Annotated in this window: 13 protein-coding genes; 11 read left to right on the forward strand and 2 right to left on the reverse strand. The window is 56.7% G+C overall.

What is annotated here, in order from left to right; genetic code table 11:
* The first annotated feature begins 4 nt into the window (after positions 1 to 4).
* On the forward strand, positions 5 to 1,462 hold the full coding sequence (gene nuoN, locus ACR6JA_RS11495) for an NADH-quinone oxidoreductase subunit NuoN (RefSeq protein WP_213712787.1): 1,458 nt from the start codon (positions 5 to 7) through the stop codon (positions 1,460 to 1,462).
* A 55-nt stretch (positions 1,463 to 1,517) separates the two neighbouring features.
* Here the strand turns inward: nuoN and ACR6JA_RS11500 are convergent, their stop codons facing one another.
* Positions 1,518 to 2,420: a LysR family transcriptional regulator gene (locus ACR6JA_RS11500; RefSeq protein WP_494492790.1), complete on the reverse strand. Its 903-nt coding sequence runs from the start codon at positions 2,418 to 2,420 to the stop codon at positions 1,518 to 1,520.
* 112 nt (positions 2,421 to 2,532) lie between these two features.
* Between ACR6JA_RS11500 and ACR6JA_RS11505 the strand changes: the two genes are divergently transcribed.
* From ACR6JA_RS11505 to menE, 9 genes are all read left to right on the forward strand, one after another.
* A complete protein-coding gene (locus tag ACR6JA_RS11505; protein ID WP_250153475.1) occupies positions 2,533 to 3,390 on the forward strand; it encodes an NmrA family NAD(P)-binding protein in 858 nt (285 codons plus the stop codon).
* 37 nt (positions 3,391 to 3,427) lie between these two features.
* Positions 3,428 to 3,877 (forward strand): GNAT family N-acetyltransferase, encoded by a 450-nt coding sequence (locus tag ACR6JA_RS11510; RefSeq protein WP_213712783.1) that lies wholly within the window; start codon positions 3,428 to 3,430, stop codon positions 3,875 to 3,877.
* A gap of 68 nt (positions 3,878 to 3,945) precedes the next feature.
* Positions 3,946 to 4,242 carry a stress response protein ElaB gene (gene elaB, locus ACR6JA_RS11515; protein WP_166872207.1) on the forward strand — a complete coding sequence of 99 codons (297 nt, stop codon included), beginning with the start codon at positions 3,946 to 3,948 and terminating at the stop codon, positions 4,240 to 4,242.
* A 111-nt stretch (positions 4,243 to 4,353) separates the two neighbouring features.
* Positions 4,354 to 5,655, forward strand: a complete 1,302-nt coding sequence (gene menF / locus ACR6JA_RS11520) for an isochorismate synthase MenF (protein ID WP_494492791.1) — start codon at positions 4,354 to 4,356, stop codon at positions 5,653 to 5,655.
* 82 nt (positions 5,656 to 5,737) lie between these two features.
* Positions 5,738 to 7,408 carry a 2-succinyl-5-enolpyruvyl-6-hydroxy-3-cyclohexene-1-carboxylic-acid synthase gene (menD, locus tag ACR6JA_RS11525; protein ID WP_494492792.1) on the forward strand — a complete coding sequence of 557 codons (1,671 nt, stop codon included), beginning with the start codon at positions 5,738 to 5,740 and terminating at the stop codon, positions 7,406 to 7,408.
* Positions 7,405 to 8,178 carry a 2-succinyl-6-hydroxy-2,4-cyclohexadiene-1-carboxylate synthase gene (menH, locus tag ACR6JA_RS11530; RefSeq protein WP_494492793.1) on the forward strand — a complete coding sequence of 258 codons (774 nt, stop codon included), beginning with the start codon at positions 7,405 to 7,407 and terminating at the stop codon, positions 8,176 to 8,178. The genes menD and menH overlap by 4 nt, the downstream gene beginning before the upstream one ends.
* Before the next feature lie 9 nt (positions 8,179 to 8,187).
* Complete coding sequence (menB, locus tag ACR6JA_RS11535) at positions 8,188 to 9,045, forward strand: 1,4-dihydroxy-2-naphthoyl-CoA synthase (protein ID WP_213712776.1); 858 nt, start codon at positions 8,188 to 8,190, stop codon at positions 9,043 to 9,045.
* Entirely contained in the window at positions 9,045 to 10,010 is a 966-nt protein-coding gene (menC, locus tag ACR6JA_RS11540; RefSeq protein WP_494492794.1) for an o-succinylbenzoate synthase, read from the forward strand. Before menB ends, menC begins: the two co-directional genes overlap by 1 nt.
* Positions 10,007 to 11,362, forward strand: a complete 1,356-nt coding sequence (menE, locus tag ACR6JA_RS11545; RefSeq protein WP_494492795.1) for an o-succinylbenzoate--CoA ligase — start codon at positions 10,007 to 10,009, stop codon at positions 11,360 to 11,362. Before menC ends, menE begins: the two co-directional genes overlap by 4 nt.
* Positions 11,363 to 11,375: 13 nt before the next feature.
* On the opposite strand, the gene katA is transcribed toward menE, so the two are convergent.
* Entirely contained in the window at positions 11,376 to 12,824 is a 1,449-nt protein-coding gene (gene katA / locus ACR6JA_RS11550; RefSeq protein ID WP_494492796.1) for a catalase KatA, read from the reverse strand.
* A gap of 260 nt (positions 12,825 to 13,084) precedes the next feature.
* Here katA and ACR6JA_RS11555 point away from each other — a divergent pair, with 260 nt between their 5' ends.
* Positions 13,085 to 13,627, forward strand: a complete 543-nt coding sequence (locus ACR6JA_RS11555) for a YfaZ family outer membrane protein (protein ID WP_213712768.1) — start codon at positions 13,085 to 13,087, stop codon at positions 13,625 to 13,627.
* The last annotated feature ends 197 nt before the right edge of the window (positions 13,628 to 13,824 follow it).

Genomic DNA, 13,824 nt, shown 5'->3' on the forward strand with positions numbered 1-13,824 from the left:
CGCCATGACAATAACTCCTCAACATTTGATCGCGCTGCTACCGCTGTTGATCGTCGGATTGACGGTGGTGGTTGTGATGCTCTCCATTGCGTGGCGACGCGACCATTTTCTGAATGCTACGCTGTCGGTTATCGGCCTTAACGCCGCGCTGATTTCACTGTGGTTTGTCGGTCAGGCAGGGGCGATGGATGTCACCCCGCTGATGCGCGTTGACGGCTACGCCATGCTCTACACCGGGCTGGTACTGCTGGCGAGCCTGGCAACCTGTACCTTTGCTTATCCGTGGCTGCAGGGCTACACCGACAACCGCGAAGAGTTCTATCTGCTGGTCCTGATTGCTGCCCTGGGCGGTATTCTGCTGGCGAATGCGAACCACCTCGCGGCGCTGTTCCTCGGCATTGAGCTGATCTCTCTGCCGCTGTTCGGCCTGGTTGGCTACGCCTTCCGCCAGAAGCGTTCTCTGGAAGCGAGCATCAAGTACACCATTCTGTCAGCGGCGGCATCGTCCTTCCTGCTGTTCGGTATGGCGCTGGTATACGCTGATTCCGGTAGCCTGTCGTTTGTTAGCCTCGGTAAGAGCCTGGCGGATAACATGCTGCACGAACCTCTGCTGCTGGTGGGCCTGGGTCTGATGATCGTCGGTCTTGGCTTCAAGCTTTCTTTGGTGCCGTTCCACCTGTGGACCCCAGACGTATACCAGGGCGCGCCTGCTCCGGTTTCCACCTTCCTGGCAACCGCCAGCAAAATCGCCATCTTTGGCGTGGTGATGCGTCTGTTCCTGTACGCACCAGTGGGCAACAGCGAAGCCGTTCGCGTCGTGCTGGGGATTATCGCCTTCGCGTCAATCCTGTTCGGTAACCTGATGGCGCTGAACCAGTCCAACATCAAGCGTCTGCTGGGCTACTCTTCCATCGCGCACCTTGGTTACCTGCTGGTGGCGCTGATTGCGCTGCAAAGCGGCAACATGTCGATGGAATCGGTCGGTGTTTACCTGGCGGGTTACTTGTTCAGCAGCCTGGGTGCATTCGGCGTGGTTAGCCTGATGTCCAGCCCGTATCGTGGCCCGGATGCCGACTCGCTGTTCTCCTACCGCGGTTTGTTCTGGCACAAGCCGGTGCTTTCTGCGGTGATGACCGTGATGATGCTTTCCCTGGCGGGTATCCCAATGACCCTGGGCTTCATCGGTAAGTTCTACATCATTGCCGTGGGCGTTCAGGCTCACCTGTGGTGGCTGACCGGCGCAGTGGTTCTGGGCAGCGCCATCGGCCTGTACTACTACCTGCGCGTGACCGTGAGTTTGTACCTGAGCGCGCCTCAGCAGCTTAACCGCGACACCCCATCCAACTGGGCGCTGACCGCGGGCGGTGTGGTGGTGCTGATTTCCGCCCTGCTGGTGCTGCTGCTGGGTGTTTATCCGCAGCCGCTTATCAGCCTGGTGCAATTAGCGCAGCCGCTGATGTAATCGGGTTAACAAGACAGTTCAAAAACCGCCACTTGCTGGCGGTTTTTTTATGCGGCTAGCTTCTGGCCAGCTCGAGGATAAAATCCAGAAAACAGCGGGTGCGTGCGGCGGGATTGATGCGTGAAGGGTAGTAAGCATAAAGCGGGAAGCGCTCGTCCGGCCAGTCGGGAAATAAATCCTCCAACAGTCCCTGTTTCACGAGATCGTCAGAGCCAAACGTCATCACCTGGGCAATCGCGTGCCCGCTCAGGCAGGCTTCATGCAAAGTGCGGGCGTCGTTTAGCGTCAGGCGCCCGCTGACCGGGACTTTAATCACTTCTCCTTTACGATGAAACTCCCATTCAAACGGCCTGCCGGTTTCCGGATCGCGGAAATGAATGCAGGTATGCCCCACTAGCGCCTGTGGTGTTTCGGGCCTGCCGTGCCGCGCCAGATAGGCTGGGGTGGCAACCGTCATGATGCGAGTTTCCAGCAGCTTGCGTGCCACCAACGTGCTATTTCGAGGCACGCCAAAACGAATAGCCAGATCGAAACCATCGCCAATCATATCCCCCAGCCGATCGCTTGTTACCAGATCCAGTTCAAGATCGGGATAGCGGGACATAAACGTTTCCAGTTGAGGCCCCAGGATTAGGCTAGAGAAGAACGGATCGATGTTGACCCGAAGTCTGCCGGTAATGGTTATAGTGGAGAGCGACGCGGTGCTGGTCACATCTTCCAGCGCGGCCAACAGCGGAAGGATCTGACGATAAAACTCTTTGCCTTCAACGGTCAATGCCACTGCGCGAGTGGTGCGGTCAAAAAGGCGGATGCCGAGGCGTTTCTCCAGGCGGGCAATCGCCCGGCTGACCCCAGGCGGGGACATATTGATCACCTCCGCGGCGGCGGCAAACGTGCCGCTTTCCACTACGGCGGTAAACACAGACAGACCATCAAAGGTCCGATCGTTAAAAATCATATTAGTGCTCCGCAGTCATCAGTGAATTGTCTCAGGTGCTATCGATACAACATAGCTGCATCCGCATAATGCCGTCCACACCCTATGGGGGATCTCAAACTGGAGAAACATTATGTTCGCAATTACAGGTATTACCGGACAAGTTGGCGGTGCACTGGCAGAAGCATTGCTTGCTCAAGGACATGAGATTCGGGCCGTCGTCCGCTCTGAAACTAAGGGACAGCCCTGGGCACAGCAGGGCGCAGACGTTGCGCTGGCTGAAATGCACGATGGTGAAGCGCTGGCGAAAGCCTTCACCGGGGCCGAAGCGGTCTTTATCCTGCTGCCGCCGGTGTTCGATCCTTCAGGGAATATGGCTGAACCAAGAGCCAACATCGCGGCCATCAGGCACGCACTGCTGGCTGCGCGCCCGCAGCACGTGGTCTGCCTTTCCACCATCGGGGCGCAGGCAACGCAACCAAACCTGCTGAATGCTCTGGGCCTGATGGAAAAAGAGCTGACGGATGTTTGTGATTCCGTCGTGTTCCTCCGCGCGGGCTGGTTTATGGAGAACTTCCTCTGGGATGTAGAAAGTGCCAAAGAGACCGGGACTATCTACAGCCACCTGCAGCCTCTTGAGCGCGTTATCCCAATGATTGCGACAGTCGATATCGGCCAGCTTGCCGCCGAATTATTGACTCAGCCAGAATCAGGAACCCGGATTGTGGAACTGGAAGGACCGCAGCGTTACAGCCCGCAGCTGGCAGCCGAAGCGTTCTCTCAAGTTTTGGGGCTGCCGGTAACGGTAAAAGCTGTGCCGCGTGAAAACTGGGAGACAGATTTCCTTGCTCAGGGCATGAAAAACCCGCTCCCACGCATGAGGATGCTGGACGGCTTTAACGAAGGCTGGATTGATTTCACCGGCGACACGGTGAAAGGTGCCACGCCTCTGGAAACTGTGCTAAAACAGTTGCTTGAGCGGCACCAGTAACCCGTCAGGTGGCGCCTGAATCAAAAGGAGTTTTTCAATGCTTAACTGGCAGGATTTACACCATTCTGAACTGAGCGCCACCGACCTTTATGCCCTTTTGGCCCTGCGCTGCGAAGTCTTTATTGTTGAGCAGCGCTGTGCATATCTCGATGTTGATGGTGAGGACTTGGTGGGAGAGAACCGCCATATTCTCGGCTGGCGGGACGGCAAACTGATTGCCTATGCCCGCATTCTTAAGAGCGACAACGAGCTGGAGCCGGTGGTCATTGGCCGGGTTATTGTTGATGCGTCGGTGCGCGGCGAAAAGCTTGGGCAACAGCTCATGACTCAGGCGCTTGCCGCCTGCCAGCGCCAATGGCCTGATCGTGCAATTTACCTGGGCGCTCAGGCGCATTTGCAGGCGTTTTATGCCCAGTTCGGCTTCTACCCGGTCACCGATGTGTATGACGAAGATGGTATTCCGCATGTCGGGATGGCCAACGGCTAACGCAGGCGAAATCAGCGCCGGTTGTCTATAGTTAGCGGACGAGGAATTTTTTAACACGGAGAACAGTGATGCAACCGTATGAATCTCGTCTCGATGATGACCTCGCACTTTTAAGCGACACGCTTGAAGAAGTGCTTCGCGCCTCCGGCGACCCGGCTGACCAGAAGTACATTGAGCTAAAGGAAAAGGCCGAGCAGGCGCTGAATGACGTCAAAGCACGCATCAGCAACGCTTCCGACACTTACTATTACCGCACCAAAAAAGCAGTCTACCGCGCCGATGATTACGTGCATGAAAAGCCCTGGCAGGGTATTGGCATCGGGGCTGCAGTCGGGTTGGTGGTTGGGCTTTTGCTCCGCCGATAATCTTGACCGCGCCTGCAAATGGCAAATAAAGAATCTTACCCCCTGGGTAGGATTTTTTTTTGTGGGAACGACCACGTATAATCAGGGGTTTTTACGGGGCGTGAGGTAAACGTGAATTCAGTCGCCGTCGCACTGCAGCAAATGCAGCAGGAATTAGCAGGGGAATTTGCGGATAAGCCGGGCCTTCAGCGCCTGTGCGTGCCGGTCACGCTGAGTGACGCCTCCGATCCTCTCGCCTGGCTCACGGCTCAGTCACGTTATCCCCAATTTTACTGGCAGCAGCGCAACGGTAACGAAGAAGTGGCTGCCCTGGGGGCATTGCTGAGTTTTTCTGCGCTGGAAGACGCCCAGGCTTTTCTGCAGTCCCACCCGGAACAGCCTTTCCTGCGCGTCTGGGGATTAAATGCCTTTGATCCGTCCCACGGTTTTCTTTTTCTCTCGCGGCTGGAATGGCGGCGAGTAGGTGGGGAGGCGTTTCTTTGGCTGCATCTGTACAGCGAAACTTCCTTGAAGCAGGATGCGTTGGCGGCTGCGGCTTTTATTGAGCAGCTTCTGCCGGCGAAACTTCTCTCGCAACTCAATCTCAAATGCCTGGGTGAAAGCCATCTGCCGGAGCAGCTCGAATGGCACCGCCTGGTGGATCAGGCTGTTAGCGCCATCAGCCAGAAAGCGCTGGATAAAGTTGTGCTCGCCCGGGCCACCGATCTGGCGTTTTCTTCCCCGGTTTCTGCCGCAGGGTTCATGGCCGCCAGCCGCCGGGTTAACCTGAACTGCTACCATTTCCTGATGGCGTTTGATGCGAAAAATGCCTTTCTTGGCTCCAGCCCGGAACGCCTGTGGCGAAGAATCGACGATGCGCTGCGAACTGAGGCCCTGGCCGGAACGGTAGCTAACCACCCGGACGATGCTCAGGCCGCTAAACTAGGCCAGTGGCTGCTGAAAGATGACAAAAATCAGCGCGAAAATATGCTGGTGGTCGAAGACATCTGCCAGCGCTTACAGGCTGCGGTTGGTGCACTGGATGTGTTGCCGCCGCAGGTTATGCGGCTGCGCAAAGTGCAGCATTTGCGTCGCTGCATCTGGACGCAGCTGAAGCGTCAGGACGATGCGCTTTGCCTTAAACAGCTGCAGCCTACCGCCGCCGTGGCGGGGTTACCGCGTGAGCTGGCTCGGGCATTTATTGCCGCGAATGAGCCTTTTGCGCGTGAATGGTATGCAGGTTCGGCGGGTTATCTGTCCCGCCATCAAACGGAGTTTTGTGTGGCGCTGCGCTCGGCAAAAGTGAGCCATACCGGCGTTCGCCTTTATGCCGGGGCGGGCATTGTCGCCGGCTCGGTTGCCGCAGAAGAGTGGCAGGAAATTGAAAACAAAGCGGCCGGTTTGAAGACATTGCTGATCGGCAGTGGTAACTGAATAAGCTATTCACGACGCAAATCAATTTAACCCTTGCCATAGTATTTATAATCGAAAGTCGAAATTGACTGCGGACAATATTATGTCGATAAGCTCATTTAACCGCCGTTGGGCGGGCGTCATACTCGAAGCATTAACCCGGCATGGGGTGCGGCATGTGTGTATCGCGCCAGGCTCCCGCTCCACGCCGCTGACGCTCAGCGCGGCGGAAAACCGCAGTTTCATTTGCCATACCCACTTTGATGAACGGGGCCTGGGCCATCTGGCGCTTGGGCTGGCAAAGGCCAGCGGCGAGCCGGTGGCAATCATTGTCACCTCCGGTACCGCCGTGGCCAATCTTTATCCTGCCGTGATAGAAGCAGGATTGACCGGCGAAAAGCTGATTTTGCTGACGGCAGATCGCCCGCCCGAACTTATCGACTGCGGTGCAAACCAGGCGATTCGCCAGCCGGGACTGTTTAACTCCCATCCTTCCGCTGCACTCAATCTGCCTCGCCCAACGCATGATATTCCCGCCAGCTGGCTGGTCTCTGTTATTGACAGCGCCGTCGGCCAGCTCAACGGGGGCGCACTGCATATCAATTGCCCCTTTGCCGAGCCGCTTTATGGCGCGCCGGACGATACCGGCGTCGACTGGCAAAACCAGCTTGAAGGCTGGTGGGAAGGCAACACGCCCTGGCTGCGTGAAGTGCACGACAATGCCGTGCCGAAGCAAAGAGACTGGTTCTTCTGGCGGCAAAAACGGGGCGTGGTAGTGGCCGGCCGGCTTTCTGCCAGCGAAGGTGAGCAGGTCGCGGCCTGGGCGCAAATGCTTGGCTGGCCGCTTATCGGCGATGTGCTTTCACAGACCGGACAGCCTCTGCCGTGTGCGGACCTGTGGCTGAGCAATAGCCAGGCCGTGACTTGTCTTGAACAGGCGCAAATTGTCATCCAGTTTGGCGGCAGTCTGACCGGAAAACGGGTTCTTCAGTGGCAGGCCGCCTGCAGGCCAGAAGAGTACTGGCTGGTGGACAAGCAGCCCGGGCGTCTCGATCCTGCCAACCACCGTGGCCGCCGTCTGGTTGCCAGCGTTGAAGCCTGGCTGGAAAAACATCCGGCAGAAAAACGCCTGCCCTGGGCCGAAGCGCTAACGTCTCTGGCCTGGCAGACGCTGGAAAAGGTTGAACAAGGGACCCGAGAATTTGGTGAGGCACAGGTTGCCCAACGCCTGTCGCAGCTGCTGCCGGAAGGCGGACAGCTGTTTGTTGGCAACAGTTTAATTGTGCGTTTGATCGATGCTTTTGCCCAGCTTCCCGTGGGGTATCCGGTGTACAGCAATCGGGGGGCGAGCGGCATTGATGGCCTGCTGTCAACCGCCGCAGGCGTTCAGCGGGCAACGGCGCGCTCCACGCTCGCGATAGTCGGCGACATTTCGGCGCTCTATGATCTTAATGCCCTTGCACTGCTGCGCCACGCCTCGGCACCGTTTGTGCTGCTGGTGGTCAACAATAACGGTGGCCAGATCTTCTCACTTTTGCCGACGCCTGCCGAAGAGCGTGAGCGTTTTTACTGTATGCCACAAAACGTGAACTTCTCCCACGCAGCCGCCATGTTTGAGTTGGGGTATCAGAACCCTGAAAACTGGCAGGCGCTTGAAGAGGCCGTTCGTCGGGCCTGGTTGCGCCCTGGCGCGACGGTGATTGAAATTAGCGTGCCGGAAACTGCCGGTGCTCAGACGCTGCAGCATTTGCTGGCCCTGGTTAGCCAGGCATGATCCTCCATGCCGCGCCGCATTCGGGCCACCGTTCAACTCTGCCACACATAGTCTGGCTGCACGGTTTTCTTGGTAGCTATCATGAGTGGCAGGCGCTTAAGCCGCACTTTTCCGACTGGCCGCAGCTGTGCGTGGACCTGCCCGGCCACGGTGGTTCCACCGATCTTCACGTGCAGAGTTTTGCCGAGGTTGATAACGCGTTACGAAATACCCTCAAACATCACGGTATAAATCACTATTGGCTCGTGGGCTACTCCCTGGGCGGGCGTATCGCTATGTATCACGCCAGTCAGGCTGAGTCGAAAGGGCTGCGTGGTCTGGTGGTAGAAGGCAGTCATCCTGGCCTGATAAGTGGGGCAGATCGCGAGGCGAGAGCGCTGAACGATGCCCGCTGGGCGCAGCGTTTGATGCACGAAGATATCCAGACCGTGTTGAACGACTGGTATCAGCAGCCTGTTTTCCGTTCCCTCAGCCGCGCACAGCGCACTGACTTAGTCGCCCTGCGTGCGCAAAACAATCCTGAGACGCTAGCCCGGATGCTTGAAGCAACGTCGCTTTCCCAGCAGCCCGATTTACGTGAGCCACTTGGCCAGCTAGCCGTGCCGTTTCATTTTATTTGCGGTGAACGAGACGAAAAGTTTCGCGCCGTTGCCGCCGATCTTAACTGTTCCCTGGCGCTTATTTCCGGGGCAGGACACAACGCTCACCGTGAAGCCCCCGCCGCGTTTAGTTCCGCTCTGTTAACCCTCTTTCGTCAATACGACCTGTAAGGATCTTTCATGATTTATCCTGATGAACAAATGCTTTATGCCCCGATTGAATGGCTGGATTGCTCCGAAGGTTACACCGATATTCGCTACCACAAATCCAGCGACGGTATCGCCAAAATCACCATCAACCGCCCGGAAGTGCGCAATGCGTTTCGTCCGCTGACCGTCAAAGAGATGATCAATGCCCTGGCCGATGCGCGCTATGACGATAACATTGGCACCATTATTCTGACCGGCGAAGGAGAAAAAGCCTTCTGTGCGGGCGGTGACCAAAAAGTGCGTGGTGACTACGGCGGCTACCAGGACGCAAGCGGCGTACATCACCTGAACGTGCTCGACTTCCAGCGCCAAATTCGCACCTGCCCTAAACCCGTTGTGGCGATGGTGGCGGGTTTCTCCATCGGCGGCGGCCATGTGCTGCACATGATGTGTGACCTGACTATCGCGGCGGAAAACGCCGTGTTTGGCCAGACTGGCCCGAAAGTTGGTTCTTTTGACGGCGGCTGGGGCGCTTCCTACATGGCGCGTATTGTCGGCCAGAAAAAAGCGCGCGAAATTTGGTTCCTGTGCCGCCAGTACGACGCGAAAGAAGCGCTGGAAATGGGCCTGGTGAATACCGTTGTACCGATTGCCGATCTGGAAAAAGAGACCGTTCGCTGGTGCCGTGAAATGCTGCAGAACAGTCCGATGGCGCTGCGTTGCCTGAAAGCGGCGCTGAATGCTGACTGCGACGGTCAGGCGGGGCTGCAAGAACTGGCCGGGAACGCTACGATGCTGTTCTACATGACCGAAGAAGGCCAGGAAGGGCGCAACGCGTTTAACCAGAAGCGTCAGCCGGACTTCAGCAAATTTAAACGGAATCCGTGATGCGCAGCGCGGCGCTGTGGCGCTTTCAAATCCCGATGGAGGCTGGCGTAGTGCTTCGCGACCAGCGTCTCAAATTTAGAGATGGGCTGCTGGTGCGCCTGACCCTGGGCGAGCGCAGCGGATGGGGAGAAATTTCCCCTCTGCCGGGATTTAGCCAGGAAACACTCGCGGAGGCTCAGGCGCAGGTCGACCGCTGGCTTGAACAATGGCTGGCAGATGAATCGACTCCGTTACCCGAGTTGCCGTCGGTCGCTTTTGGCTTGAGTTGTGCGCTGGCTGAGGCTGAAGGTACGCTGCCACAGGCCGCTGACTACCGCGCCGCACCGCTGTGCACCGGCGACCCCGACGAGCTGATCCTGGCACTGGCAGAAATGTCGGGCGAAAAAATCGCGAAGGTGAAAGTGGGGCTGTACGAAGCCGTTCGCGATGGCATGGTGGTTAATTTATTGCTTGAAGCCGTGCCTGAACTTCGTCTGCGTCTGGATGCTAACCGCAGCTGGACCCCGCTCAAAGCGCAGCAGTTCGCTAAATACGTCAATCCGGATCATCGCTCGCGGATCGATTTTATTGAAGAACCGTGCAAAACCCGCGAGCAGTCCCGAGAGTTCAGCCGGGATACGGGGATTGCAATTGCCTGGGACGAAAGCCTGCGGGAGGCTGATTTTACTTTCACCGCTGAGCCGGGCGTTTCGACAGTGGTTATCAAACCGACGCTTACCGGTAGCCTGGACAAAGTGCGTGAGCAGGTTGCGGCGGCACATTGTTTGGGGCTGAAAGCGGTGATCAGTTCCTCCATTGAGTCCAGCCTCGGTTTGACTCAACTGGCCCGCATCGCCGCCTGGCTCACGCCGGGAACCCTGCCTGGGCTGGATACTTTATCCCTGATGCAGTCTCAGCTTGAGCGCCGCTGGCCCGGCAGCCCCCTGCCGTGTGTTACCGCGGACGGACTCGAGCGTATTCGATGACCTTTACCGACTGGCCGTGGCGTCACTGGGCCGATGCCAGGAGCACAAGTGTTGCGCTCCGTCTCAACGATGAACTCTTAACCTGGCAAACGCTGTGCCAGCGCGTGGATACGCTGGCGGGAGGTTTTCGCCAGCAAGGAGTAAAAGAAGGCGATGGCGTTGCGCTTAAAGCGAAAAATGGCCCGCAAACGCTGCTCGCCTGGCTGGCGTTATGGCAGTGTGGGGCGCGCATTCTGCCGTTAAATCCTCAGCTGCCTGATAGCTTGCTGGGGCAGCTTTTACCGTCGATGACGCTGAGCTACGGGTTAACTTTGACCGACAGCGAACCTCTGCCGGATGTGGTTCCATTATCGCTTACTAGTGCACTTGCCCGGCACGAAAGCTGGCAGCCGATGCGTCTGGCTTCTATGACGCTGACTTCTGGTTCAACCGGGTTACCCAAAGCTGCGGTGCATACATTCTCGGCCCATCTTGCCAGCGCGGCGGGTGTCCTCGCGATGATGAATTACGGCCCCGACGATAGCTGGCTTTTATCTTTACCGCTGTTTCACGTTTCCGGGCAGGGGATCCTCTGGCGCTGGTTGTATGCCGGCGGCCAGTTGGCGATATCAAGCGCGCAATCGATAAACGAGGCGTTGCATGGCTGTACCCACGCTTCATTAGTGCCCACACAATTGTGGCGGCTGCTGGAAAAACAGGGAACACTGGCATTGCGTGAAGTGCTCCTTGGCGGGGCGGCCATCCCTGTTGAACTGACGCAGCAGGCGGAAGCGCGTGGGGTGCGTTGCTGGTGTGGTTATGGGCTCACCGAGCTGGCCTCTACGGTTTGCGCCAAACGCGCCGACGGTCAGCCAGATGTGGGGGCTCCATTGCCTGGCCGGAAGATAAAAATCGTCGATGAAGAAGTGTGGATACAGGCGGAGAGCCTGGCCTGCGGCTACTGGCGGGACGGGCAACTTATTCCTCTGGTGAATGAACAGGGCTGGTTTGCTACCCGCGATAGGGGTGTTTTGCATTCGGGCCGCCTGACGATTGCCGGGCGTCTTGATAACCAGTTTTTCAGCGGCGGGGAGGGCATCCAGCCGGAAGAGGTTGAGCGGGTAATTGCCGCGCATCCAGCGGTTCAGCAAGTGTTTGTGGTGCCGGTGGACGACGTTGAATTTGGCCAGCGCCCCGTTGCCGTGGTTGAGATTAGTGCAGGATGTGAGTTTAACGACATTGCCGCCTGGCTTGATGGAAAACTGCCACGTTTTCAGCGGCCTGTGCGCTGGCTGGCGCTGCCGCAGGAGTTAAAACAGGGCGGGATTAAAATCTCCCGCCGCAGGCTGACAGAGTGGGCTGCAGGGGCATAACCCCTGCAAGGTATTACTTATTGTTCTTCAGTGCCTGAAGTGCATTCGCTACCCCGGCACCGTATTCAGGATGTACCTGGCTGAACAGGCAAATCTGACGGTTCTGAATGCTTTCCGGGACGTCTTTCATATCACCCGCAATACGCACAAACATACGCTGATGCTCTTCATCGCTCAGCAGGTTATACAGCGCGCGCGGCTGGCTGAAGTAGTCGCTATCTTCGCGATGGTTCCAATGGTCGGCTGCGCCTTCCAGGCTCAACGGCGGCTCGCTGAAATCTGGCTGTTCCTGGAAAACGTTAAAGCTGTTTGGCTCGTAGGTTGCGCCATTGCCGCTGTTGCCGTCCACCCGCATGGCTCCATCGCGGTGGTAGTTGTGGAACGGGCATTTTGGCGCGTTCACCGGAATTTGATGATGGTTCACGCCCAGGCGGTAGCGGTGTGCGTCACCGTAGGAGAACAGGCGACCCTGCAACATGCGATCGGGTGAGAAACCAATGCCCGGTACGACGTTGGCCGGGGACATCGCCACCTGTTCAACGTCAGAGAAGTAGTTTTCCGGGTTGCGGTTCAGTTCCAGCACGCCCACTTCTATCAGCGGATAGTCGCCGTGTGGCCAGACTTTGGTCAGATCAAACGGGTTGTACGGCGTTTTTGACGCTTCGGCTTCCGGCATAATTTGCACGAACAACGTCCAGCGAGGAAAATCACCAGCCTCAATGGATTCGTACAGATCGCGCTGGGAGCTTTCGCGGTCCTCTGCAATCAGGCGGTTGGCTTCACCATCCATCAGGTTCTCAATACCCTGCAGGGATTTGAGGTGGAACTTCACCCAGAAACGCTGATTGTCGCTATTGATAAAGCTGAAGGTATGGCTGCCGAAACCGTGAATGTGACGATAAGAGCGCGGTAAGCCGCGGTCGCTGAAATCAATGGTCAACTGATGAAGGGCTTCCGGCAGGTGCGAGAAGAAATCCCATTTATACGTAGGGTTACGTAGGTTGGTGCGTGGATCGCGTTTGACGACGTGGTTCAGGTCGGGGAATTTCAGCGGGTCACGGAGATAGAACACCGGCGTGTTGTTGCCCACCAGGTCCCAGTTGCCCTCCTCGGTATAGAATTTCATGGAAAAGCCGCGAATATCTCGTTCGGCATCCGCCGCGCCGCGCTCACCGGCCACGGTGGAAAAGCGCAGGAACAGCTCAGTTTTTTTGCCGACTTCTGAGAATAATTTTGCCCGGGTGTAGCGGGTGATGTCATGAGTCACGGTGAAATGACCAAACGCGCCGGAGCCTTTAGCGTGCATGCGGCGCTCAGGGATCACTTCGCGGTCAAAGTGGGCGAGTTTTTCAAGGAACCAGACGTCCTGAAGTAGCATCGGGCCTCGCGGGCCTGCGGTCGCAACGTTGTTGTTGTTTACAACGGGAGCGCCTGCGCCGGTTGTTAATCCCTTCTTGCTCATTAATGCCTCCTTGGTAGCCAGGTTTCACAGTAAAAAAGCGTTTATTTAAATCCACTTTTTTACTGTGTTTATTATTCACCTGCTCAATGTGTCATTTCGCGCTACCCGGCTGCATTGATCTTGTCACACAAAAAGGCGTCTTTTCATTTTCTTACAATTAAGGAAATATTGGCATTTTCCAGCGCGTTAATAAGATAATGCGCCACGCCATCCAATGGCATTTTTAAGGGCAGCCCTTTTTCTTTTTCAGGAACCAAGGAATGAATAAATTACTTTTAGCCGGCGGCGCGGGTTTGTTGCTGGTTTCCGCAGGCGCCAGCGCAATTGGCGTGAGTGCTGAAGTCGGCAAAGAATACACTAATCTCGGCGTGGGTTTTGGCACCGAAAGCAGCGGCATCGCGGTAACCGGTAACTATGCGCATAACGACGACAACGGTGATACCGTAGGCCTTGGTCTCGGTTTTAATATTCCTCTGGGGCCGATGATGGCAACCGTAGGCGGTCGTGGCATTTACCTGCATCCAAAAGATCGCAAAGAAGGCTACGCAATTGCGGCGGGTGGCGGTTTGAGATGGCCAATCACTTCTGACATTGCCATTTTTGGCGATTACTACTATTCCCCGGACTCTCTGTCCAGCAGCGTGAAGGACTACAAAGAGGCCAGCGCCGGTGCAAGCTGGAACTTTATGCGTCCGTTTTCAGCGCAAGTGGGTTACCGCTATATTAGCCTTGGCGGCAAAGACGGCGATCGTACCGACACCGTGGCAGACGGCCCGTATGTGGGCGTGAGCGCCAGCTTCTAATCCATTAACGCGGCTTTTAGCCGCGTTAATGTTGCTGACAAAGAGGAAAAAAACGTGGTTTTTTCCTCTTTGTGGTTATCAGCCGAAAATCAATGAATTGATTTTCCGTTTTTTGACGAATCCTTTGGCGTTTTTTCTATGTCCAGAGGTTGGTCAGTAGTCTAAGCGCGGCTTTTAGCCGCGTTTTTTATGTCTGC

It is taken from the genome of Cedecea sp. B1(4), assembly GCF_059414925.1.

What these genes read in the sequence shown, in the direction of transcription:
- nuoN (WP_213712787.1), top strand. Translation starts at nt 5, where the DNA reads ATGACAATAACTCCTCAACATTTGATCGCGCTGCTACCGCTGTTGATC.
- ACR6JA_RS11500 (WP_494492790.1), bottom strand. Translation starts at nt 2,420, where the DNA reads ATGATTTTTAACGATCGGACCTTTGATGGTCTGTCTGTGTTTACCGCC.
- elaB (WP_166872207.1), top strand. Translation starts at nt 3,946, where the DNA reads ATGCAACCGTATGAATCTCGTCTCGATGATGACCTCGCACTTTTAAGC.
- katA (WP_494492796.1), bottom strand. Translation starts at nt 12,824, where the DNA reads ATGAGCAAGAAGGGATTAACAACCGGCGCAGGCGCTCCCGTTGTAAAC.
- ACR6JA_RS11505 (WP_250153475.1), top strand. Translation starts at nt 2,533, where the DNA reads ATGTTCGCAATTACAGGTATTACCGGACAAGTTGGCGGTGCACTGGCA.
- menC (WP_494492794.1), top strand. Translation starts at nt 9,045, where the DNA reads ATGCGCAGCGCGGCGCTGTGGCGCTTTCAAATCCCGATGGAGGCTGGC.
- menD (WP_494492792.1), top strand. Translation starts at nt 5,738, where the DNA reads ATGTCGATAAGCTCATTTAACCGCCGTTGGGCGGGCGTCATACTCGAA.
- ACR6JA_RS11510 (WP_213712783.1), top strand. Translation starts at nt 3,428, where the DNA reads ATGCTTAACTGGCAGGATTTACACCATTCTGAACTGAGCGCCACCGAC.
- menB (WP_213712776.1), top strand. Translation starts at nt 8,188, where the DNA reads ATGATTTATCCTGATGAACAAATGCTTTATGCCCCGATTGAATGGCTG.
- ACR6JA_RS11555 (WP_213712768.1), top strand. Translation starts at nt 13,085, where the DNA reads ATGAATAAATTACTTTTAGCCGGCGGCGCGGGTTTGTTGCTGGTTTCC.
- menE (WP_494492795.1), top strand. Translation starts at nt 10,007, where the DNA reads ATGACCTTTACCGACTGGCCGTGGCGTCACTGGGCCGATGCCAGGAGC.
- menH (WP_494492793.1), top strand. Translation starts at nt 7,405, where the DNA reads ATGATCCTCCATGCCGCGCCGCATTCGGGCCACCGTTCAACTCTGCCA.